This is a genomic window from Janthinobacterium sp. YR213, assembly GCF_900099875.1.
In the GTDB taxonomy this organism is placed as follows: Bacteria; Pseudomonadota; Gammaproteobacteria; order Burkholderiales; family Burkholderiaceae_D; genus Janthinobacterium; species Janthinobacterium lividum.
The window spans coordinates 1-22,092 of the sequence record NZ_FNDA01000011.1 but is presented as its reverse complement, the minus strand read 5'-3'; the positions used below and the strand labels follow the sequence as shown (position 1 = coordinate 22,092).

15 protein-coding genes are annotated in these 22,092 nt (G+C 60.3%); 3 read left to right on the top strand and 12 right to left on the bottom strand.

Going from position 1 to position 22,092, the window contains the following annotated elements; all coding sequences use genetic code 11:
- Nucleotides 1-444: 444 nt before the first annotated feature.
- Complete coding sequence (locus BLT98_RS28425) at nucleotides 445-2,433, top strand: sigma-54-dependent Fis family transcriptional regulator (RefSeq protein ID WP_244517773.1); 1,989 nt, start codon at nucleotides 445-447, stop codon at nucleotides 2,431-2,433.
- 1 nt (nucleotide 2,434) lies between these two features.
- Here BLT98_RS28425 and BLT98_RS28420 read toward each other — a convergent pair whose 3' ends face one another.
- The 7 genes from BLT98_RS28420 to BLT98_RS28390 all read right to left on the bottom strand — a co-directional run bounded on the left by BLT98_RS28420 (nucleotide 2,435) and on the right by BLT98_RS28390 (nucleotide 12,095).
- Nucleotides 2,435-3,445 (bottom strand): FAD:protein FMN transferase, encoded by a 1,011-nt coding sequence (locus tag BLT98_RS28420; RefSeq protein WP_092613726.1) that lies wholly within the window; start codon nucleotides 3,443-3,445, stop codon nucleotides 2,435-2,437.
- Nucleotides 3,435-5,537 (bottom strand): 4Fe-4S binding protein, encoded by a 2,103-nt coding sequence (locus BLT98_RS28415; RefSeq protein WP_244517771.1) that lies wholly within the window; start codon nucleotides 5,535-5,537, stop codon nucleotides 3,435-3,437. Before BLT98_RS28415 ends, BLT98_RS28420 begins: the two co-directional genes overlap by 11 nt.
- Before the next feature lie 57 nt (nucleotides 5,538-5,594).
- Nucleotides 5,595-6,755 (bottom strand): porin, encoded by a 1,161-nt coding sequence (locus BLT98_RS28410; RefSeq protein ID WP_092613722.1) that lies wholly within the window; start codon nucleotides 6,753-6,755, stop codon nucleotides 5,595-5,597.
- Between the two features lie 287 nt (nucleotides 6,756-7,042).
- The gene (locus BLT98_RS28405; protein ID WP_083299786.1) at nucleotides 7,043-8,779 is read right to left on the bottom strand and encodes a PQQ-dependent methanol/ethanol family dehydrogenase; all 1,737 of its coding nucleotides are present in this window, start codon (nucleotides 8,777-8,779) and stop codon (nucleotides 7,043-7,045) included.
- 49 nt (nucleotides 8,780-8,828) lie between these two features.
- Nucleotides 8,829-9,218 carry a DUF779 domain-containing protein gene (locus BLT98_RS28400; protein ID WP_092613720.1) on the bottom strand — a complete coding sequence of 130 codons (390 nt, stop codon included), beginning with the start codon at nucleotides 9,216-9,218 and terminating at the stop codon, nucleotides 8,829-8,831.
- Nucleotides 9,219-9,273: 55 nt separating this feature from the next.
- Entirely contained in the window at nucleotides 9,274-10,794 is a 1,521-nt protein-coding gene (gene adh / locus BLT98_RS28395; RefSeq protein ID WP_092613718.1) for an aldehyde dehydrogenase, read from the bottom strand.
- Nucleotides 10,795-11,138: 344 nt separating this feature from the next.
- Nucleotides 11,139-12,095: a beta-propeller fold lactonase family protein gene (locus BLT98_RS28390; protein WP_092613715.1), complete on the bottom strand. Its 957-nt coding sequence runs from the start codon at nucleotides 12,093-12,095 to the stop codon at nucleotides 11,139-11,141.
- Nucleotides 12,096-12,299: 204 nt separating this feature from the next.
- On the opposite strand from BLT98_RS28390, the gene BLT98_RS28385 reads away from it, so the two are divergent.
- Nucleotides 12,300-14,453, top strand: a complete 2,154-nt coding sequence (locus tag BLT98_RS28385) for a TonB-dependent receptor family protein (protein WP_092613712.1) — start codon at nucleotides 12,300-12,302, stop codon at nucleotides 14,451-14,453.
- A 57-nt stretch (nucleotides 14,454-14,510) separates the two neighbouring features.
- On the opposite strand, the gene BLT98_RS28380 is transcribed toward BLT98_RS28385, so the two are convergent.
- The 5 genes from BLT98_RS28380 to BLT98_RS28360 all read right to left on the bottom strand — a co-directional run bounded on the left by BLT98_RS28380 (nucleotide 14,511) and on the right by BLT98_RS28360 (nucleotide 20,029).
- Nucleotides 14,511-15,344, bottom strand: coding sequence for a substrate-binding periplasmic protein (locus tag BLT98_RS28380; RefSeq protein ID WP_225317189.1), 834 nt, complete (start codon nucleotides 15,342-15,344; stop codon nucleotides 14,511-14,513).
- A 25-nt stretch (nucleotides 15,345-15,369) separates the two neighbouring features.
- The gene (pedF, locus tag BLT98_RS28375) at nucleotides 15,370-15,855 is read right to left on the bottom strand and encodes a cytochrome c-550 PedF (protein WP_034784660.1); all 486 of its coding nucleotides are present in this window, start codon (nucleotides 15,853-15,855) and stop codon (nucleotides 15,370-15,372) included.
- A 130-nt stretch (nucleotides 15,856-15,985) separates the two neighbouring features.
- On the bottom strand, nucleotides 15,986-17,005 hold the full coding sequence (gene rtcA / locus BLT98_RS28370; RefSeq protein ID WP_092613708.1) for an RNA 3'-terminal phosphate cyclase: 1,020 nt from the start codon (nucleotides 17,003-17,005) through the stop codon (nucleotides 15,986-15,988).
- 16 nt (nucleotides 17,006-17,021) lie between these two features.
- Nucleotides 17,022-18,257 carry an RtcB family protein gene (locus BLT98_RS28365; RefSeq protein ID WP_092613706.1) on the bottom strand — a complete coding sequence of 412 codons (1,236 nt, stop codon included), beginning with the start codon at nucleotides 18,255-18,257 and terminating at the stop codon, nucleotides 17,022-17,024.
- A 200-nt stretch (nucleotides 18,258-18,457) separates the two neighbouring features.
- Nucleotides 18,458-20,029 carry a vWA domain-containing protein gene (locus tag BLT98_RS28360; RefSeq protein ID WP_092613704.1) on the bottom strand — a complete coding sequence of 524 codons (1,572 nt, stop codon included), beginning with the start codon at nucleotides 20,027-20,029 and terminating at the stop codon, nucleotides 18,458-18,460.
- Nucleotides 20,030-20,235: 206 nt separating this feature from the next.
- Between BLT98_RS28360 and rtcR the strand changes: the two genes are divergently transcribed.
- Nucleotides 20,236-21,843 carry an RNA repair transcriptional activator RtcR gene (gene rtcR, locus BLT98_RS28355; RefSeq protein ID WP_092613702.1) on the top strand — a complete coding sequence of 536 codons (1,608 nt, stop codon included), beginning with the start codon at nucleotides 20,236-20,238 and terminating at the stop codon, nucleotides 21,841-21,843.
- The last annotated feature ends 249 nt before the right edge of the window (nucleotides 21,844-22,092 follow it).

The following is a 22,092-nucleotide window of genomic DNA, read 5'->3' as shown; positions in this document are numbered from 1 at the left end:
TTACATCAAATGCCCACACTTATCGACTGTTAATTGTTAAAGAACTGTATTCGGTACTGCTTTCGCGCTATCGACAAAGCGTTGTGTTTGTCAGCCGCGAAGAAGGAAGAGTATGAAGCAATTTGCTACGTCCGTCAACTCCTTCTTTTTTCTCACCGCACTCAACATTTGCATGCGTCGTTCAGCGAGGGGGCGAATTATAGCCTTGCCCCGCACGCCCCGCAAGCGCTATTTTCCAACCCTGTGAAACGGTCCTGGCACCGCACTTGCTTATACAGACATATGCACTGTCCACTGATGCGAGCAACTCTGGGCCTGGCAGCAACACGGGGATAGCCCGGTTCGCTTTGCTTTGCTCCCATCTGTGACAGGTGCTACATTATGGAACACTCTCGATATTCAAAAGAGCGCCGCAGTACAGGGCCCAACGGAGGCAACGAGATCATGTATCAACCGTCAGCTACTTACCGTAGCGCACCGTTTTCGTCCATCGCGGACGCGAACATTTTGCCGGCAGGACAGGACAACGTCCCCGTCATCATCGAAACTTCCCATCAGCGTTCAGTCGCCTTTGGCCTGTCGCCCACAGCCACGCCCGACTTTACGCCGGCGGGCAAATCCGACCTGTCCTTGCTGATCGAGCAAAACCGTCTGCTGCACACGCACGCGCTGCCCGCCATGGAAACCCTGTACCAGCAAATCGTCAATACCCACAATATGGTGATCTTGACGGATGCCAACGGCGTCATCGTGCATTCGCTGGGCGACGATGATTTCCTGGAGAAAGCCAACCGCGTCGCCCTGCAGCCGGGCGTGGCATGGTCGGAACAAAGCCGCGGTACGAATGCCATCGGCACGGCCATCACGGAAAAAGTACCGACCTTGGTCCATGCGGACCAGCATTACCTGGCGGCCAATCATTTTCTCACTTGCTCCGCGGCACCGATCACCGACCACCGGGGCAATGTCATCGGCGTGTTGGACGTGTCCAGCGACCAGCGCAGTTTTCACAAGCATACGATGGCCCTCGTGCGCATGTCGGCGCTGATGATCGAAAATCAACTGTTTTCCGCCACCTTCGAAGACGCCATCACCGTGCACTTCCACGCGCGCCCCGAATTCATCGGCACATTGATGGAAGGCATCGCCTCGTTCACGCCCGGTGGACGATTTTTATCGGCCAACAAGAATGGCTTGTTCCAGCTGGGCCTCTCATTTGCCGCGCTGCAATCGCACACGTTCAGCTCCCTGTTCGGCTTGCCCGTTTCCGCCCTGTACGACCATTACCGCACGGCTGCCCCCGGTTTGCTGAACCTGTGCATGCATAGCGGCGTGCGCGTGTATGGTCGCGCACAGTTGCGCCTGTCCAATAGCGTCTTCCAGCACGGCTTTACTGCCAGCACCGACCATAGCGATATCAACGCCGTGCCGGCACAGGTTCCCGCGTCCGCCAGCCATGCGGCCAACGCGGCGCGGCGCCTGTCCGGCTTGCGCTACCTGCGCACAGGCGATCCGCAGCTGGAACTGGTCATCGAAAAGGTCAACAAGGTGCTGGGGCGCGACATCCCCATCCTCGTCATGGGCGAAACGGGCACCGGCAAGGAATTGCTGGCGCAAGCCATCCACAACGATTCGCCACGGGCCATGGGACCGTTTATCGCCGTCAATTGCGCATCGATTCCGGAAACCCTGATCGAGTCCGAACTGTTCGGCTATGAAGACGGCGCATTTACGGGCGCGCGCAAGAAGGGTGCCATTGGCAAGATATTGCAAGCCAATGGCGGCACCCTGTTCCTCGATGAAATCGGCGACATGCCGTTTGGCTTGCAGGCGCGGCTGTTGCGCGTGTTGCAGGAACGCATGGTCACGCCCCTGGGCAGCAGCAAGTCGATCACCGTCAATGTGGAACTCATTTGCGCCACGAATCATAACTTGCGCGAACGCATGGCCAAGGGACTGTTTCGCGAAGACTTGTATTACCGCCTGAATGGACTAGTGGTAAAACTGCCGCCGCTGCGCGAGCGCACGGACCTGGACACGGTCGTGAAAAAAATCCTCGCAACGGAAGCGCCCGACACGCGCTACACGGTGGCGCCGGACATCCTGCGCATGTTCCATCAGCATAAATGGCCAGGCAATTTCCGCCAACTGACCAATCTCTTGCGCACGGCCATCGTCATGGCGGGCGACGAACATGAAATCTGTTTGCGCCACATGCCCGATGATTTCCTCGACGATATTGAGATGACGCAAGCGACTGCCGCCAGCGCCAGCACGGACCGCATGATCGCGGCCGGCGCCAATTTGGAAGAAATGGAGCAAAGCGTCATTCTCAAATCGCTCGATGCCCACGGCGGCAACGTCTCGGCCACGGCGCGGGCCCTGGGCATATCGCGTAACACGATCTATCGCAAGGTGCCGCATCTGAAATAAGCTAGAGTAGACGGGAAAAGCCGGGCGACATCGCGCGCCGGCCCCGCTTGTCGATGGTCATCAGGTCGACGCCTTCCATTTGCGCGGCCATCGCATGCGCGCGCGCCGCGCCCGTCACCATGAACGTTGTCGACAAACCATCGGCCAGCAAGCCCGTGGGAGCCAGCACCGTCACGCTGGCCAGTTCGCCCGGCGAATCGCCGTTCGCGGGATCGAAGATGTGGTGATGCACGAAGTCGGGCGTGAACGTACATTCGTAATCGCCCGACGTGGCCACGCTGCGCCCCTCCACTTTCAAGGTGGCCGCGAGGATTTCTGCATCGCGCGGATCCTGGATGCCCAAGGTCCACGGGCGGCGCACGGAACGCTGCCCCCGCGCAACGAATTCGCCCGTATCGAGCAGCGCGTGCCGTATGCCGCGCGCCTGCACGGCCGCCAGCGCCATGTCCGCCGCGTAGCCTTGCGCCAGGCCATTCAAGGTCAGCGCCATGCCAGGCCGGAGAAAACGCACTTCCCGGCTATTCCACGCCAGTTGCCGCCAGCCTATCCGCGCCTGCGCTGCGCGCCGCAAGGTTTCCGCAGGCAAGCCGGCCTCGTCTGCTGCCGCGCGAAACAGCTGCCATAAGGGTTGCACCGTGATATCAAACGCCCCATCGCTCCATTGCGACAAGGCATGCGCCTGCGCCAGAACGGCCAACAAATGCGCGTCCGGCCGGGCCAGACGGCCGTCACGGTTCAGCTGGAAGACTTGACTGGCCGGGCTGTAAATGCTCATCAGGCGGTCGATATTCCTCGCTGCATGCAAGGCGTCCTCGATGGCCAGTTCGGCCTGGCGCTGATCGTGGTGCAACACAGTGACGGTAATCGTCGTGCCAAACGCCAGTGCGGCGCCTTGATAAGGCCGCACACCGGACGCCGTGGCCGTGCCGCGCGCCATGCTGCCAGGAAAAGACAAGCCCGCCATGCCGGACACGCTGCCTATCGCTGCGGAAATAAAGGTTCTACGCTGCATTGCTGCTCTCCTCTGCCGTGACCCGGACGATGGGGATGGTGCGGGCACGCTTGATTTCCAGCATCAAGGGCGCGCATTTTTCATCGCTGGCATAAATCACGACGCAATCCATGCACTGGAAACACTCGCCGTAATCAACTTTCCCGCTAGCCGCGATGGCGTGATGCTCGCAACGGTGGCGGCAAGTCTGGCACGGTGTGCCGCACTCCTTGCGACGGGGAATCCAGTTGAACAGGCGAAACCGCCCCAGCAGCGCCAGTGCCGCGCCAAACGGACACAGGTAGCGGCAAAAGAATTTGTAGGAAACACTACTGAGCAGCAGCAAGCCCAGGGCATACGCGACGAACGGCCAGGCCCGCACGAAGTTCAGGGTGATGGCCGTTTTAAATGGTTCCAGCTCGACCAGCTTGTCCGTGATCTGGCTGGAAAATACGCTGCTGCCCAGAATGGCCGCCAGCAAGCCATACTTGATCCATTTCAAGCGCCCATCCAGGCGCGGCTTGATTTTCCATTGAGGCAAGCGCAGCCACTGGCCCAGCTTGCCCGTGAATTCCTGCAGGGCCCCAAACGGGCACAGCCAGCCGCAAAACGTGCCGCGCCCCCAGATCAGCAGACTGAGCAGCACAAATGCCCACAGGATCACCGTCATCGGGTCAAACAGGAAGAAGCCCAGACTGCGCCCGGCCAGCAGCGCCTGGATGGCGCCCGTGAGATTGACGATCGATAACTGCCCTTGCGCGTAATAGCCGATGAAGCCAATCGTAAACACCAGGAACAGGCGGCGAAACCAGATAAATTGCCGGCCCTCGCGCACCAGGCGTTTCTGCCAGGCCAATGCGCCGGCCAGCAGCGCCAGCCCGGCGAGCAACAGCAGCAACTCAGCCTTGCGTACCTTCCACGTGCCGCGCCAGCTTGCATCGTCGCCTTGCGGCGCCGTATAAAACTCGGCCGGCAGACGGTAGCTGATATCGACATTGCGGGCGATGCGTTCGGGATACACGATGCCCTTGCTGCGCGTGATCGGCAGCGTGAACGCCAGCGGGCTGGCCGCATCGAGTCCCACCTGGCTGATAACGCGCAAGACGGCGACATTTTCCGTCGGCAGCGAGGCCGTATCGGACAGGCTCAATTCCAGGTCCAGATCGCGCATGTCGATGGGCAAGCCATCCTGCTTCAGCAACAGCCGGTCCGGGACCGTGCCGCGCACGAAATCGTCGCCCAGCACGCTGTAACGGCCGCGCGACATGACGAGAATGGCGTGGTCGCCTTCGTCCAGCCGGTTGCGCAGCTTGTTCCAGCTGCGTTCCGTCAACAGGTTGCGTCCCACCGTGGGCACGGACACGTACGCCAGGTACAGGTCGATGAACACGCCATCGGGCTCACGCGTCGCTTCCGCATCGAGTCCCGCGCCGGGACTGCCGGCAAACAAGGTTTCCACATCCTTATTGCTCAAGCGTACGTGCTGGATCAAGCCCCGCTCGAGCATCTGCTCCACGCTGAGTCTCTCGAATACCTCCATGCGGATGCGGGCAATCTGGTCCGGGTCGCGGCCCTGCGCAAATCCCAGTTTTTTGCGCGACACTTTCAAGGCCGAGGCCAGCACGCTTTGGTTGATGATGCGCACGGAAGCCGTGGCCTTCGACACGCCATCGATATCGGCATGGGTCGCATCTGGCGCGCGTTTCTTTCTGGCATCGATAGCGATATTCTGTTTCAGCGACAAGCCCTGGTACTGCTTGACGAACTGAAACAGCGGCGCCTCTCCCAGGCCATCGAGAAACACGGGTTCATGCTGCGACAACACGGCAACGTCGAGAAAGCTGCCTTGCGGATCAATGGCGATCAGCAGATTGACGGGCACGCCGGAAAAGCCGGGAATGGGCGCCAGGTCCACGGATTCAAACACGTAGCCGATCAGCTGCGTGGCCGTGGCGTTTTGCTTGAACAGGGGCCAGACGGGCAAGTCGGTCTCCTTGTCGCCCACGACGATGGGAACAGGAAAGCGCCTTGCCAGCTCGGCCTTGGTGAGCACGCCCGCCCACGCCTGTCCCAGGATAAACAGGAATAGCCAGCATGCTATGAACAACCGCATTGTCCTCATGCACTACGCTCCGTGCGGCGCCTTGTCGCAAGGCGCCGCGTTCATTAATTAGAAGAAAATAATGCCGCCCAGGGACACGCCATTCATCTTCGCTTCGCCACCCGTAAAGCCTTTCGAGCGCGTCTGGCCCAGCTCGCCCACCAGGGTGATCGCGCTGTTGAGCGAGTAGTACGCCCCCAGGGTCAGGTTGGCATTCGACTTCAAGCCGCCCGTGCCAGCCGTGTTGTCGTCGTTCTTGCTGATGCCGTAGGACAAGCCCAGCTTCAGCTTGTCCGTCGTCTTGTACGTGCCTTGCAACAGCCAGTTCTTCGACTTGGTATCGCCCTGGTCCGCATCGGACAAGATGCCCAGCCCCTTGCCGCCCTGGAAGTTGAGCAGCACGCCGGCCGGCCCCATCTGGTACGAGCCGCCCACTTCCACGCCGCGCATGGTCAGGTCATCCACGCCCGGCGTTTTCGAGGTGAATTTTTGCGACTTCACGCCCAGCCAGGCTTTCAAGCCTTCCTGCGCATACGTCAGCTGCGCCTGCACTTGCGGGCTCGACTTCGAAGAATAGGTCGAGCCTGCAACAATCGGCGTATCGGAGACGGGGCTGACCAGTGCCACGTCGACGCCAACGCCGCCCGACTTCGGCGTGCTGTACATGATCTGGCCATAGTTGCCCAGATAGGTATAGCCAGCGCCGATATGGCCCAGGGTCACCCGGCCCCGCTGTGTCGCCTGCACCGGTGCGCCCGAGCCCAGCAAGGTCATGTCGGAGAGGATCGCATTCGCGCCGAAGATGCCGTAGTCGCGGCCCAGCTTGAAGGTACCCATGTGTTCATTGCCAAACGTAAAGAATGCCTGGCGCACATCGACCACGCTGTTCTGGCTGATGGCGCTGTCCGTGGCCGTCGAGTTGTAGATGCCGATCAAGGCTTTCACGTCGTACTCGCCCAGGCGCGAGCTTGCCGAGGTGATCAAGCCATTCGGCAGCAAGCCGTTGCCGATGGTGGTGCGGTCCTTTTCTCCGCCGCAACCGAGCGCCTGGCCGCCCAGCGCCAGCCCGCCCACCGCATCGCCCGAACACGACACTTGCGTGTAATAGGCGTTGACGATGCCGCCCACCGACACGGTCCAGTCGCCAGCCTTGATATCGACGGCTTGTGCCTGCCCCACCGCTGCGATTGTCATGACACCCAGGCTCCCCAGCTTGCTCAATGTGTTCATTTTTTCTCCTCTTTCTTCTCTGTTTTTAGTGTGCACACCAGTGATTGATGTACCTCAAGCTTTGGCAATAAGCGTGCCCAGAACGGTTCAGAGGGAGAAAGAGAAAAAGCGTAGTTAACGTGTGCAGCAGCGGATCAATCGCCACTGACAGTGTTCATTTTTTGACCGCAAGCAGGCGTATCGGGCATCCAGGTAAACAAAAAACTGACGGCCTGGGCCGTCAGCAAAAAGAAAACATCCGGCGGACAGGGAGACACCCATCCGTGTGGCCCGGATGTTTCACCCCGTTACTTCGACGCCAGCTTGAAGACCCACACGGAACCGCCCTGTTCCAGGAAGTTGACCTTCTTCGCCACTTCGCCGCCCCACAGCGGCACCGCCCCCCCCCAGCCGGAGACGACGGCGACATATTGCGTGTCGCCATCCTGCCAGGTGACGGGCGGCGCCACGACGCCGGAGCCCGTCTGGAATTTCCACAGCTCCTTGCCCGTCTTCGCATCGACGGCTTTCAGGAAGCCTTCCGGCGTGCCGTAGAACACCAGGTTGCCGGCCGTACTCATCACGCCGCCCCACAGCGGCGCGTTGTTCTTGATTTCCCAGACGATCTTGCCCGTCTTCGGATCGATGGCGCGCATGGCGCCGATGTAGTCGTCAAACAGGGGCTTGATGGTGAAACCCGCGCCAAGGAAGGCGCCGCCCTTCTTGTAGCTGATCGGCTCGTTCCAGATATCCATGCCCCATTCGTTCGCCGGCACGTAGAACAGCTTGGTTTGCGGCGAGTACGCCATCGGCATCTGGTTTTTGGCGCCGAGGAAAGCGGGCGCGGCAAACACGGTCGTGCCCTTCTTGCCCTCTTCGCCCTTGGTCGGGTCGCCAGGGCGGCCGGCGGCGATATAGTTCGGCCGGCCCGTCTTCAGGTCGATGCTGCTGGCCCAGGTGATTTTCTTCACAAATGGAAAAGCGTTCTGCAGCTTGCCGTTGGCCGCATCGATGACATAGAAGAAGCCGTTGCGGTCGGCCTTGCCGCCGTAGCGCTTGCCATCCATGTCGAAAGTGACGAATTCGTTGGCGCCGTCGAAGTCCCAGGCATCGTTCGGCGTGTTTTGATACGCCCACTTGATCTGCCCCGTTTTCACATCCAGCGCCACGGTGGATGATGAGTACAGATTGTCGCCGGGACGCAAGTGGCTGTTCCACGGCGCCGGGTTGCCGGTGCCAAAATATGCGAGCTTGGTTTGCGGATCGTAGGTGCCGCCCATCCACGTCGAGGCGCCGCCCGTTTTCCACAGGTCGCCCGGCCACGTCTTGTTCGCCGTGCCGGACACGCCGTTGTCGATGGCCTTGCCATCCTTGTCATAGCGGTGGCCCATATGGCCTTCCACGGTCGGACGGCTCCACACGAGATCGCCCGTCATCGGATTGCGCGCTTCCACCCGGCCCACGATGCCAAATTCCCCGCCCGACACGCCTGTCAGCAGCAAGCCTTCGGCGATCAGCGGCGCGGCCGTCATCGAGTAGCCGGCCGCGTAGTCATCCACTTTCTCCTTCCAGACGATCTTGCCCGTATTCTGGTCCAGCGCCACCAGGTAGGCATCGAGCGTGCCGAAGATCACCAGGTTGCCGTACAGGGCGGCACCGCGGTTGACCACGTCGCAGCATGGCATGATGCCGTCTGGCAAGCGATGCTCATACTTCCACAGCTTGGCGCCCGTTTTCAAATCGACGGCAAAGATGCGCGAATACGATGCCGTGACGAACATCTTGCCGTTGTGAATCAACGGCTGCGATTCCTGGCCCCGCTGCTTTTCGCCGCCAAACGAGAACGACCAGGCTGGCACCAGCTTGGCCACGGTCTTGTCATTGATCTGCGTCAACGGCGAATAGCGCTGGCCCTGTGTACCCATGCCAAACGACAGGACGCTGGCCGGATTCTTCGCCGTGCTGTCGAGCATGGCATTGGTGACATTGCCCACGTCGGCCGCCTGGGCCAGCGATGCCAAACCCAAACCGATGAGTATCCCCATGATTTTTTTCTGCACAATCATCTCCCTCTGTTTTATTAGTATGTGTGTATCAAGTCTTGCGGTGCTCATGCGGCTGGGCATACAACAGCGCGCACTCTTCATCGGTGAACAGGCGCGAGCGCGTCAAAAAGCGCTTGCCCGTGCCGTTGTCGAGTGAAAACATGCCGCCATTGCCATCGACCACATCGATAATCAACTGGGTATGCTCCCAGTACTCGAATTGCTCGAGTCCCATGTAGAACGGTGTGCCATTCAAATTGCCGAGATAGATATCGGTGTCGCTGACATCGAACTCGCCCAGCGCGTAGCACATGGGCGCACTGCCGTCGCAGCATCCACCCGACTGGAAAAACATCAGCGGGCCGTGACGTTGGCGCAACTTGTCCATCATTTCCAGCGCCGCATCGGTGGCAACCACCCGGGCAATTGCTGCACTCATGGCATCCCTTTCTGCGCGCCGCGCCTGGACTACAGGTGCGGCGCCTGTTGCCGGTTTAGAAGAAGCCCAGCGCTTTCGGGCTATAGCTCACCAGCAAGTTCTTCGTTTGCTGGTAGTGGTCGAGCATCATCTTGTGGTTTTCGCGGCCGATACCCGATTGCTTGTAGCCGCCGAACGCGGCATGGGCCGGATACAGGTGGTAGCAATTGGTCCACACGCGGCCCGCCTGAATGGCGCGGCCCATGCGGAAGGCGCGCGAACCGTCACGCGTCCACAGGCCGGCGCCCAGGCCATACAAGGTATCGTTGGCAATCGCCAGCGCGTCGGCCTCATCCTTGAAAGTGGTCACGGACACGACGGGGCCGAAGATTTCTTCCTGGAAGATGCGCATCTTGTTATTGCCCTTGAACACGGTCGGACGCACGTAGTAGCCGCCTTCCAGGTCGCCCGCCTGCGTGTTGCGCTCGCCGCCGGCCAGCACTTCCGCGCCTTCCTGGCGGCCGATGTCGAGGTAGGACAAGATTTTTTCCAGCTGTTCCTGCGACGCCTGCGCGCCGATCATGGTGGACGAGTCGAGCGGGTTGCCCTGCTTGATGGCGGCCACGCGCTTCAAGGCCCGTTCGATGAATTTCTCGTAGATCGATTCCTGGATCAGCACGCGCGATGGGCAGGTGCACACTTCGCCCTGGTTCAGCGCGAACATGGCAAAACCCTCCAGGCACTTGTCGAAATAGTCATCGTCGGCATCCATCACGTCTTCAAAGAAGATGTTCGGCGACTTGCCGCCCAGCTCCAGGGTGACGGGAATCAGGTTTTGCGCGGCATAGCCCATGATCAGACGGCCCGTGCCCGTTTCGCCCGTAAAGGCGATCTTGGCGATGCGCTTACTCGAGGCCAGCGGTTTACCCGCTTCCAGGCCGAAACCGTTGATGATGTTCAGCACGCCCGGCGGCAGCAAGTCGCCGATCAGCTCGATCAACACCATGATGGATGCCGGAGTCTGCTCGGCCGGTTTCAAGACGACGCAATTGCCGGCGGCCAGGGCTGGCGCCAGTTTCCACACGGCCATCAGAATCGGGAAATTCCACGGAATGATCTGCCCCACGACGCCCAGCGGCTCATGGTAGTGGTAGGCATAGGTTTCCGCATCGATTTGCGCGACGGAACCTTCCTGCGCGCGGATGCAACCGGCGAAGTAACGGAAATGGTCGATGGCCAGTGGAATGTCGGCATTCATCGTTTCGCGGATCGGCTTACCGTTGTCGATGGTTTCCGCCGTGGCGATCAGGCTCAGGTTCTGTTCGATGCGGTCGGCGATGCGGTTCAAAATATTGGCGCGCTCGGCCGGCGAAGTCTTGCCCCATGCTTCCTTGGCGGCGTGCGCGGCGTCCAGCGCCAGCTCGACGTCTTCCGTCGTGGAACGGGCGATTTCGCAAAACGGCAAGCCTGTGATCGGCGTGATGTTAGGAAAGTACTCACCTTTTACTGGTGCAACGAATTTGCCGCCGATGTAATTGTCATAGCGTTGTTTGAAGGGATTGGCTACGCCCAGTTTGCTGATGTCTGCGAGATTCATGTCGTCCTCTATCGGGTTAATTAGAATGGAATTACTTAATTAAAATCAAACGTCCTGGTACAGATGGGGTGAGTACACAGAGTCTTCCGCAAATGCCGTGCCAGCTCGCCATCCCACTACAAACTTAGCCGGTTTTATCCCTGTTACAAGGGCGCGGCATCAAACCCGGCACGTTTTTCAGCGCAGGCCACCTGCTTGGGTGGGGACGTGGGCCTGTTTGCATTTTGAACAAGGTGAAGACGTCCTGTTCCAATCCGGGCCAGCCCTGCGGCATCTCCCCTGCGCCGCTGCACAATGGAACAGGTGTACCAGACTGGAACACCTGCGCCTGTGCCACCAAGGAATCAACGAATCACCACGCCCCAAGGCAATTCGCCCACGGCAATATCGGCCACCTTGCGCGCGCTGGCCGTGTCGATGACGGATACACTGTTCGAACGGCCATTGGCCACGTACAGCTTGGCGCCGTCGGGCGTGATGGCCATGTTCCACGGGCGCTTGCCGACGTCAATCGTGGCCGTCACTTGATTGCTGGCCGTGTCGATCGCCATCACCGTGCCGTCCGTGCCATTCGAGACATACACTTGCTTGCCGTTGGGATGGACCACGATGCCATTCGCATTCTTGCCCGCTGGAATGGTGGCAATCGCCTTGCGCGCGGCCATGTCGATCACGTAGACGGCATTGACCAGTTCGCACGCCACATAGGCGCGGCCCGAGTCCGGGCTGAAACCGATGCCGCGCGGACGCAGTCCCACGGCGATGGAAGCGACTTGGCGGCGTTGCGCCACATCAATGACATCGACTTGCTCGGCCTCTTCCGCGCTGACCAGCAGCCAGCGTCCATCCGGGCTGAAGACGGCATGTTCCGGATTGCGTCCCTGCACCTTGATATCGGCGAGCAAGGTAGCTGTCTGGCCATCGAGCAAGGCCACGCTATTGTTTTCCTCGACGGCCACTGCCACGTAATGACCGTCCCGGGAAGCGCTGACGCCTTCGGGCGACTTGCCCAGCGCCACCGTGCGCACGGGCGTGCCGGCAGCGTTATCGATCAGCAACAAGGCACTGCTGGCGGCATCCGTGACAAACAATTGCCGTCCGGTGGGGTCGGCGGCGATGCCGCGCGGCCGCTTGCCTGCCGCGATCTGGCGCACGACCTGGTCGGTCGCCGTGTCGATCACGCTCAAGGTGCCCGATTTTTCATTGGGGACATAGGCAAAGGGAGCGGCCTGGAGGGCGGTGCTGGCGAGCGCCGGCAATAGCCAGCAAACCTGGCGCAAGCACGAGAAGAAGTTGGGCATAATCACCTTTTCAATGGCAAAACACAGGAAAAGCGCGCGGCATCGGCGCCTCTGACAATTAACGTATGCAAACGCCGTGCCACTGACACGCGTATAATTTCAGCCCACCAATGGAGACATGGCAGGCATATTGCTTGATACACCTACGCAGACCTGTACCGCGCACGCGATCAAGCAGGCTTTTATTCACATTGGAGAATCCGCATGCAGCATCGTTTCCGCCTGAACACCATCGCCAGCCTGTTTGTCGCCGGCAGCGCCACCTTCGCCCCCCACGTCTTTGCCGCCGAAGCAGTTGACCCGGCCAACGGGCAACTCATGGATACGGTGGTCATCAGCGGCAGCCGCATCGCCCACCCCAGCCAGGAAGTGCCGGCCTCGATCGACGTGGTCGACAGCGCGCGCATCCAGGATGGCCAAATCCGCGTCAACGCGTCGGAAGCGCTGGCCGCCGTGCCGGGCCTGGTCGTGCAAAACCGCCAGAACTATGCGCAAGACTTGCAGATCTCGTCGCGCGGCTTCGGCGCACGCTCGGCCTTCGGCGTGCGCGGTGTCAAGCTGATCAGCGATGGCATTCCCGCCAGCATGCCCGACGGCCAGGGCCAGGCCGCCACTTTCAACCTCGATACGGCCGAGCGCATCGAAGTATTGCGTGGGCCATTTTCTGCCATCTACGGCAACCATTCGGGCGGCGTGATCCAGCTGTTTTCCAGGGATGGACAAAATCCCCCGTCCGTCGAACTGAATGTGACGGGCGGCAGCTACGGCACCAGCAAGGTCGATCTCTCGGCGCAAGGCCAGGCAGGCGGCATCGGCTACGTGCTCGACGGTTCGCGCTTCCGCACGGACGGCTTCCGCGACCATAGCGCCGCCACGCGCGAACAGGCGTTCGGCAAGATCACCGTCAAGCCGACGAAGGACAGCAAGCTGACCATCGTCGCCAACAGCCTGCATCAAGGCAATACGCAAGATCCGCTGGGCGCTACCTGGGCCACGTTTGCCGCCGACCCGCGCGCCGGTGAGGTCGACGCGACGGATACGCAAAACCCGAAACGCACCCTGGCCGAACGCTACAACACCCGCAAGAGCATCGACCACCAGCAGATCGGCGCCACTTATGAACAGTCGTTCGGCGATGACCGCCTGCACGTTATGGTGTATGGCGGCAACCGCGACGTGATCCAGTACCAGGCGTTTAATAAAGCATTCCAAAATACCAAAGTGGACGGTCTACTTAAGCATTCGGGCGGCGTGGTCGACTTCCAGCGCCAGTTCTATGGCATCGACACCAACTGGCTGCACGTGAACCAGCTGGCCGGCGGCAAGCTGAGCACCACCATCGGCATCGATTACGGCCGCTCCAGCGATGACCGTACCGGCTATGAGAACTATATCGGCGAAGTGTACGGATTGAAGGGCAAGCTGCGCCGCGATGAACAGAATGTCGTGTCCAGCCTCGATCCGTATATCCAGGCGGAATGGCAAGGCGGCCCATGGCTGCTCAGCGCAGGTGTGCGCTACAGCAAGATGAAAGTGGCGGTCGACGACCATTTCCTCAGCAACGGCAACGATAGCGGCAGCCTGGAGTTCAGCCACACGACACCCGTGCTGGGCCTGCTGTATAAATTGACGCCGAACGTCAACGTGTATGCCAGCGCCGCGCGCGGCTTCGAGGCGCCTACCTTGAATGAACTGTTTTACTCGGGCACGGGCGGCGGCTTCAATTTCAACTTGAAACCAGCGACCAGCACCAACCTGGAAGCAGGCGTCAAGGCGAGGATCAATAACAATACGCACGTGAACGCGGCCGTGTTCCAGATCAAGACCAGCGACGAACTGGTGGTCGACAAGTCCAGCGGCGGACGCACCAGCTACCGCAATGGGGGCAAGACCTTGCGCCAGGGTATGGAAGTGTCGCTGGACTCGAACCTGCCATATGGCTTCACGACAAAAGTGGCACTGACCAGCCTGCACGCCGTGTATGACCAGGCGTTTGGCAGCGTGCGCGAAGGCAGCCGCTTGCCGGGCGTGCCCAGCGCCAACTTGTTTGCGGAACTGGCCTGGAAAGATACGCTCGACCGTTTTGGCGCGGCGCTGGAAAGCGTGGCCAGCAACCAGGTCTACGCGGAAGACAGCAATAGCGAAAAGCCGGCGCCCGGCTATACGGTGTTCAATGCGCGCGTCAACGCCAAACAAAACGTGGGCAATTGGCGCTTCAAGGAATTTGCCCGCCTGAACAATCTTTTCGACAAGACCTACGTGGGCTCCGTCATCGTCGGCGACAGCAACAAGCGCTACTATGAAGCGGCGCCGGGACGCAATTGGTTGCTGGGTGTTAGCGCCCAATATAGTTTCTAAAACTAAAAAGCCCGCGCCTCTTCCGATGCGCGGGCTTTTAAACTAGTACAAGCTACTTCAGGGCCGTGCTTCCTTCACGCCATATTTTTCAAAGATGGCTTTCAATTCACCGCTGGCCGCCATCTCGTTCATGGCCGCCTGCAGCAACTTTGCCACGTCGAGCTGCTGGCGGCTGACGGCCAGGCCCACGGCCCAGCCGGCACGCGGCAAGCGGGCGAACGCCACTTCGCTCATGGGGAAAGCGGGATCGCTTTTCAGCACCGATTCGATCTCCGAACGGTTGGCCAGCACGGCATCGAGTTGCCCTGCCTGCAATTGCTGCAACGCTTCGGCCGCCGTGTCGAAGATGCGCACGTCGTCGCGGTACTTGCCATTGTCTTCACCCAGCATCAGCATGGCCGCGATCGATACTTTTTCCACGCCGATGCGCTTGCCGGCCAGCGAAGCGACGCCATCGAATTGCGGCACGGCTTGCGCGCTGCGCGCCAGGCGCACAGTTTCCACGTAGTACGGCGCGAAGATCTCGACCTTGTCGTTATCCGCCATCAACTTCTTGTCGACCGGCACATGCAGCATCACATCGGCGGGACCATAACCAAGGTAATGCCCCTTCCACACCATATTGCGCAAATCATCGTTCAAGTTCTCGCCGGCGGGAAATGGCAGCAAGCTCAGTTTCAAACCCAGCTTTTTCGCCAGCGCTTCGGCGATGTCGATATCGATGCCCGCGCCCTTGTCGGAAAACGGCGCGAACTCGTTATACACAGCCACTTTCAGGCTGCCCGACTGCTGCACTTTTTGCCAGTCGGCGCGCGCCGGCGCGGCTGCGCACAGCGCCAGGCAGGCGAGCGAGATCATCGCGCGCGCGCCCCGGAATTGAAATGAACGCATGGGACTCCTTTGTGATCAGTTCGATTTAATTCGATTCGCGGCGAGTTTCCAGATAGGTCTTGATGGCCCACATGGCTTCCTGGTTGAACACGCCTTCGAACGGCGGCATGTACACAGCGCCATTACGCACTTTACCGTGGCGTATGGTGGCCAGGTAGTAATTATCCGTCTCCTTGTAGCAAGCCTGTTTCTTTGTCTCATTCTTGATACCGAAGCAATCGCGGTCCAGCTGGCGCAAATCCGGCGCAATGCCGCCCGAGATGGCTTCGATGCCGTGGCAGCGGGCGCAATTCTGGTTGTAGGCCGAGGTGCCCACCGTCAAGGCCAGCTTGTTGCCCCGATACGGATTTTGTTCGAGCCACTTGTCGCCCACCTTGGGCAAGCCCGTGGTATCGACGCCTTGCGGCGTGACATTGCCGTGCGCATAGGCATGCGGCAAGGTCAGCAGGGAAGTGAGGGCAACGGCGCCGGCGGCGGCTACGCCGAGCAGGGTACGAATGGAATAGGTCATGCTGGTCTCCTTGGTTTTTTAGTCAATACCAAAGAAGAGCAAATGCCATGCCATGCGTCTATGCCCCACATCCGGCCGCCCATGTATCAATTTGGAACAGCTGCAACAGCCAGTTGTGTCAGCGCGCGCGTCAGGCGGCGGCCACCGTGCAGATGCTGCTCCGCTCCTGCTGCTCGAAAGTGATACGCACGGGTAAAAACCGGGTAATCACCTCCGCATTCGTCAGCGCATGCTGCGAGACCTTGTTGCAACTGAAGCTACCGCCGCCGGCCAGCGCCATGGGCAGCAAGAGCTGATCGGCCATGTGTTCGCCGACGGCCGCGTCCGTCTTGAGATAGGCGCGCACCTCGTTCAACAGGCGCTTGGCCACCGATTCGGCCAGCAAGGACTTTTCGCCGAAAGAAGTAAACACTTCCGTAATATACTCATGCTCGAGCGTCAGCAACAGGACATTGCCCGGTCCCTGCTCCGCCGGCAAGCCGACGAGGCGCAACTGCTTGCCGCTCCAGCCCATGCCCCCGGCGACACGCTCGAGCTCCCGCTGCGCCACCTGCACATGCACGCCCGCCACCACGCTTTCCGCATACCCCGCCTTCCGTTCACCGCGCTGCAGCAATGCGATGGGGCGCAAGCGCTGGCACGGTTGCACGGTGGCCGTCACCTCGCCGCCGCCCGCGGGATGAAAGCCATAGCGTTGCAGCGTAATATCCACCTCGGCCCCCATCTGTTCCAGGACACGGCCATACACGCGCTGCAGGAAATGCACGGGCGGTGCCATGGCATTGTGCGTGCCGCCAGTGATGCGCACGGTGGATGGCCCATCCGCATGCAGCAGGGCCGGCAACAGGGTTTGCAATACCAGAGTGCAACTGCCCGCGCTGCCGATGGCAAAGCGGTAGTCGCCGCCGCGCAGGGGACCAGGCACAAATTCCAGGCTCGACGCGCGCAGCGCCACCGGCGTCGTGCGCGCCCCGCAAATGGCGGTTGCCGCCTGCACGGCCAGCAGATGCTGGCGCAGCAAGCCGGGCTTTTCCCGCCCCGCGCGAATGTTAATCAGCCGAAACGGTTGCCCCGTGATCATCGACAAGCTCAGCGCCGAACGTAAAATCTGTCCGCCGCCTTCGCCTTGCGCTCCATCTATTTCTATCATCTCTGTTTTCTCTCTATTATCCTTTGACGCAGACGACCTGCTTCAAGATATGCACGACATCAACCAGCTCGCGCTGCGCCAGCATCACCGCATCGATATCCTTGTAGGCCATCGGAATTTCATCGATCACGTTTTCATCCTTACGGCATTCCACGCCTTGCGTAGCGCGGATCTGGTCATCCAGGTTGAAGCGCCGCTTCGCTTCCGTGCGGCTCATCGTGCGTCCCGCACCGTGGCTGCAGCTATGGAAACTCTCCGCATTGCCCTTGCCGCGCACGATAAAACTCTTCGCGCCCATGGAACCGGGAATGATCCCCAGCTCGCCGGCACGGGCCGACACGGCGCCCTTGCGCGTAATCAATACATCCTTGCCGAAGTGGTGCTCCTTCTGTACATAGTTATGGTGGCAGTTGACGGCTTCCACGTGCGTCTGGAACGGTTTATGGATGACCGTGCGCACGGCGGCGATCAGGTTCTGCATCATCACTTCGCGGTTGTTGCGCGCAAAGCGTTGCGCCCAGCCCACCGCTTCCACATAATCGTCGTAATGCTGCGTGCCTTCGGCCAGGTAAGCCAGGTCCTGGTCGGGCAGGTTGATGAAGTGGGTGCGCATATCCTGCTTGGCCAGTTCGATGAAATGGCTGCCGATGGCATTGCCCACGCCGCGCGAACCGGAATGCAGCATGAACCATACGGAACCCTGTTCATCGAGACAGACCTCGACGAAGTGATTACCGCTGCCCAAAGTCCCCAGGTGGCGATAATTGTTCGTGTTTTTCAGCTTCGGCGTTTTCAGGCAGATCGCATCGAACTCATCCTTCAATTGCAGCCACGCGGCATCGACCACCGAGGGCGGCGTATGCCAGGAACCCTCGTCGCGGCCGCGGTGTCCGCGCGTCTTTGGCGACATCCCGTGCGGAATGGCGCGTTCAATGGCGCTGCGCAGTGGCCCCAGATTATCGGGCAAATCATTCGCCGTCAGCGTGGTTTTCGCCGCCATCATGCCGCAACCGATATCCACGCCCACCGCCGCAGGAATCACGGCGCCCAGGGTGGGAATCACGCTGCCGATGGTCGACCCTTTACCTAGGTGGACGTCGGGCATGACGGCGATGTGCTTGTAAATGAACGGCAGGGTCGCCGTGTTGCGCAATTGCTTTTTGGCCGCTTCTTCGACGGGCACGCCACGTGTCCACATTTTGACGGGACGGCTGCCTTCGGTATGCAGGACGTCGTATTCTTCTTTTTTCATCGCTTCTCTCATTTTCTATTGTAATCAGTACGACAACCCGACAAGGAGGGACAGGATTTTCTGGCGGCGTACTGCGCACGCCAGGCCGGTTTGACGCGGCTGATCGATGTAATCCTGTCTGCATTCGGGGCACTGCGGCGCATGACAAGTCTGGACAGGACGTCTCTTATGTAGTCTTGTCCGCATTCATGCGCTTTACTTCAACAACCGGTTGCCGCGATATCGATGGCGGCGATTTCTCCCACCCAGTGGGCGGGGTCCAGCTGGCCGGCGGCAAAGGCGGCGATGATCTTGAAGACGTCATCGGAAAAACCGCCGATATTCAGGATATCCTCGCATTCCATCGCCTGCGTCGTGGCATGCGGCGCAATATCGATGCACACCAGTTTCGCCTGCGGATTGCGCTGCTTGAACACCTTCCATTGTCCCATCGTCGCCGTGGCGCCGCTGCGTCTGGCGTCGATCCACGATTCGTTATCGGACACATAGATCACCAGGTCGGCCAGCGCCTTCTTGCTGTTCATGCGCAGCAGCGGCGCGCTGCAATTGGTACCGCCACCGCCGATGGCCGCCAGCCTGGCCGCGTTCACCATCACGCTTTCATCCGCGCCGAGTCCGCACTGCACGACGCTGTGCTCGAACGGCAGCACCACGGCATCCGGATTCTTGCGCAGCATGGCCGCCGCCACCAGCGCCGCCACATCGATGCAGCGCACGCTCGACGTGGCGCTGCCGCGAAAACCGCTGACGGGCGACGACATCGAGCCGGAGACGTCGGGGCACACCACCACCCTGCCAGCGATCCGCGGCACGTTCGCCAGCGCTATTTCCAGCGCCGCTTCCAGCGCATCGCGCACGATGGCCGGCACGCTCTCACCGGCCGCCAGGTACGCGGACAGCAGCTGGTACGGAAACACCAGTGCCCGGCTAATCGCCTCGGGATCGCGCAGCTTGGCGGCGATCAGCTCCGGCATGCCGGCTATCGCATACACGCCGTGACGCCCAAAGGTGTTCAGATTCATGCGCACCATTTGCCAGCTGCCCTGGCGGGCGATCTGCGCCCAATCCTGTGCGCTCAAGGACAGCGCCGTCAGCATCTGGAATGGCACCTCCGGTATCGCTTGCGAAGGATCCGCCTTGTAGGCCTCGAACGCGGCCAGCGCCGGCGGCAGCGCCTTGGCATCGTAGGGCTTGCCGATCAGCCAGGCAAAGAATGCCTCCCGCCACGCTTCCTGCGGTTTCGGATGCACCATCTTCACCACGTCGGCCAGCGAAGGCGCATTGCCCACGGCGGCGGCCAGCAAGGCCTGTTCCGAAGCGGTGTTCAGCCATGCCTGCACGAGCTTTTTCGGACGCGATCCCAGCGACTTGCGTCCCACGGCGCCGGAGCGCATGATCTGCACAAAGTTGCGCAGCATCTTGCCGTTGTTGATGACACGCCGGAATGCCGGTGCGAATTGCGCAGCGCCCTGCCCCGCCAGCACGGCCACCAGCAAGGCCGGCATGTCTTTCATGTAGCCCCGTTCGCGGCAGTACACGGCCGTCTGCGCAATGAAGGCGGGCTCGACCGCCTGGCACAGCTCGAGTACTGTTGCCAGCTGCGCTTCGGCGCTGGCATAAAACGTCGTGTTCAGGCAGCCGGTGGCCGCGTATTGCGCCAGCTGATGCCGGGGCGTCAGCGCATAGGCTGGCGCGCCTTCGGCATTGCGTGCCAGGGCCGCTGGCAAGGTACCGGTCAGTTGCGCGCTCTGAAATAACTGGGCGTTGGCCATTTTTCGTCCCTCTCTGCTCTCTACGTTTATCTCGTTGGTATCTCCTCTATTGCAAGCGCTGTGCCAGCTTTCAATAATTCCTCAAAAATTTTCATAACCAATTGATTTCATTAAGTAATATTTCCACGCAAGCTGTGCACTGAAAATATCCCTGTCATGGCGATTTGGAATATAATTATCTTTTAAGATAAATTTTTATCTCACATATGCAAGCAAAACGCACCGTCGTTATCGGTTTTCTCGGCACGCAGCTCGACAACGGCAGGGGAGCGGCACGCTGGGAAAAATGGCGTCCCAGCATCGCCCTGACCCAGCATGAGGACAAGATTATCGACCGCTTCGAGTTGCTGTACGCGGGCAGCCAGTTCGACAACCTGGTGCGCCAGGTGTCGCAGGATATCGCCAGCGTCTCGCCTGAAACCAGACTGATCTCCCATGAACTGCCTATCAGCGATGCCTGGGACTTCGAGAATGTGTATGGCGCGCTCTATGATTTTGCCAACAGCTACCCCTTCGATCCGGACAAGGAAGACTATTGGATCCACATCACCACCGGCAGCCACGTGGTGCAGATCTGCATGTTCCTGATGACGGAAGCGCGCTATTTCCCCGGCCGCCTCGTACAAACGTCGCCGCCAAAGCGCCAGGGCGCCGGCAATCCCGGCAGCTACGCGCTGATCGACCTCGATCTGTCGCGCTACGACCAGATCGCCCAGCGTTTTACGCGCGAACAGGCCGAAGGCGTGGCCTTCCTGAAGTCCGGCATTGCCACGCGCAATGCCCAGTTCAACGGCATGATCGATGAAATCGAGCGCGTCGCCATCAAGTCAAAAGCCCCCATGCTGTTGATGGGGCCGACCGGTGCCGGCAAATCCGTCCTCGCGCGCCGCGTGTATGAACTGAAAAAATCGCGCCATCAGATCGATGGCAAGTTCATCGACCTCAATTGCGCCACCTTGCATGGCGATGGCGCAGCCTCCACCTTGTTCGGGCATATCAAGGGTTCCTTCACGGGGGCGGGCTCGGACCGGCCAGGCTTGCTGCGCAGTGCACACAGGGGCTTGCTGTTTCTCGATGAAATCGGTGAACTGGGGCTCGACGAACAGGCGATGCTGCTGAAAGCCATCGAAGAAAAGCGCTTTTTCCCCGTCGGTGCCGATACGGAGGTGCAGAGCGACTTCCAGCTGATCGCCGGCACCAACCGAGATTTGGGCATAGAAGTGGCGGCCGGCCGCTTCCGCGAAGACCTGTATGCGCGCATCAATCTGTGGACATACGAATTGCCGGGCCTGGCGCAGCGCCCGGAAGATATCGAGCCGAACCTGGAATACCTGCTGACGCAATACAGCGCGGAGACGGGCGAACGCGTGCGCTTCAACAAGGAGGCACACGAGCGTTTCATGCGTTTCGCCACCCTGCCCACCTCGGCATGGAAGGGTAATTTCCGCGACCTGTCCGCCGCTGTCACGCGCCTGGCCACCCTGTCGGAAGCGGGACGCATCACGGATGGCGTGGTCGACGAGGAAATCCGGCGCTTGAAGCGCATGTGGCAGCATCATGACAAGCCCGCCGCCAGCACGGAAATCGACCTGGCCGATATCATGGGAAGCGAGGCAGCCGCGCAGCTCGACCTGTTTGATGTCCTGCAGCTGAGGTCGGTAATTCAGGTATGCCAGCAATCGAACAGCTTGTCCGATGCGGGTCGCAAGCTGTATGCCGTATCGCGTGATGCGAAGGCCAAACCAAATGACGCTGACAGGTTGAAAAAGTATCTGACGAAGTTTGGCTTGAGCTGGGAAGACGTGAGTCGATAAAACGCCGCACCCGAACACCCGGGGTCAGACCCTCCACACCGCCAGCGCCAGATTCGACGCCAACGCGGGAGGGGGGGGATGCGCCCCAGTGGGGCACATCCCGATCACGAAGTGACTGACCCCAGCCTTTGCTGTTGGGTTGCCCCGTCAATGTCCAGACGAAAAAAAACCCGACCATTTCTGATCGGGTTTTTCTCTTACTGCGAATAACAAGCCTGACGATAACCTACTTTCACACTGGTTGCAGCA

What these genes read in the sequence shown, in the direction of transcription:
- BLT98_RS28415 (WP_244517771.1), bottom strand. Translation starts at nt 5,537, where the DNA reads ATGCGGTTGTTCATAGCATGCTGGCTATTCCTGTTTATCCTGGGACAG.
- BLT98_RS28380 (WP_225317189.1), bottom strand. Translation starts at nt 15,344, where the DNA reads ATGCGTTCATTTCAATTCCGGGGCGCGCGCGCGATGATCTCGCTCGCC.
- BLT98_RS28390 (WP_092613715.1), bottom strand. Translation starts at nt 12,095, where the DNA reads ATGCCCAACTTCTTCTCGTGCTTGCGCCAGGTTTGCTGGCTATTGCCG.
- BLT98_RS28420 (WP_092613726.1), bottom strand. Translation starts at nt 3,445, where the DNA reads ATGCAGCGTAGAACCTTTATTTCCGCAGCGATAGGCAGCGTGTCCGGC.
- BLT98_RS28385 (WP_092613712.1), top strand. Translation starts at nt 12,300, where the DNA reads ATGCAGCATCGTTTCCGCCTGAACACCATCGCCAGCCTGTTTGTCGCC.
- BLT98_RS28400 (WP_092613720.1), bottom strand. Translation starts at nt 9,218, where the DNA reads ATGAGTGCAGCAATTGCCCGGGTGGTTGCCACCGATGCGGCGCTGGAA.
- adh (WP_092613718.1), bottom strand. Translation starts at nt 10,794, where the DNA reads ATGAATCTCGCAGACATCAGCAAACTGGGCGTAGCCAATCCCTTCAAA.
- BLT98_RS28405 (WP_083299786.1), bottom strand. Translation starts at nt 8,779, where the DNA reads ATGGGGATACTCATCGGTTTGGGTTTGGCATCGCTGGCCCAGGCGGCC.
- BLT98_RS28360 (WP_092613704.1), bottom strand. Translation starts at nt 20,029, where the DNA reads ATGGCCAACGCCCAGTTATTTCAGAGCGCGCAACTGACCGGTACCTTG.
- rtcA (WP_092613708.1), bottom strand. Translation starts at nt 17,005, where the DNA reads ATGATAGAAATAGATGGAGCGCAAGGCGAAGGCGGCGGACAGATTTTA.
- BLT98_RS28365 (WP_092613706.1), bottom strand. Translation starts at nt 18,257, where the DNA reads ATGAAAAAAGAAGAATACGACGTCCTGCATACCGAAGGCAGCCGTCCC.
- rtcR (WP_092613702.1), top strand. Translation starts at nt 20,236, where the DNA reads ATGCAAGCAAAACGCACCGTCGTTATCGGTTTTCTCGGCACGCAGCTC.
- BLT98_RS28410 (WP_092613722.1), bottom strand. Translation starts at nt 6,755, where the DNA reads ATGAACACATTGAGCAAGCTGGGGAGCCTGGGTGTCATGACAATCGCA.
- BLT98_RS28425 (WP_244517773.1), top strand. Translation starts at nt 445, where the DNA reads ATGTATCAACCGTCAGCTACTTACCGTAGCGCACCGTTTTCGTCCATC.
- pedF (WP_034784660.1), bottom strand. Translation starts at nt 15,855, where the DNA reads ATGACCTATTCCATTCGTACCCTGCTCGGCGTAGCCGCCGCCGGCGCC.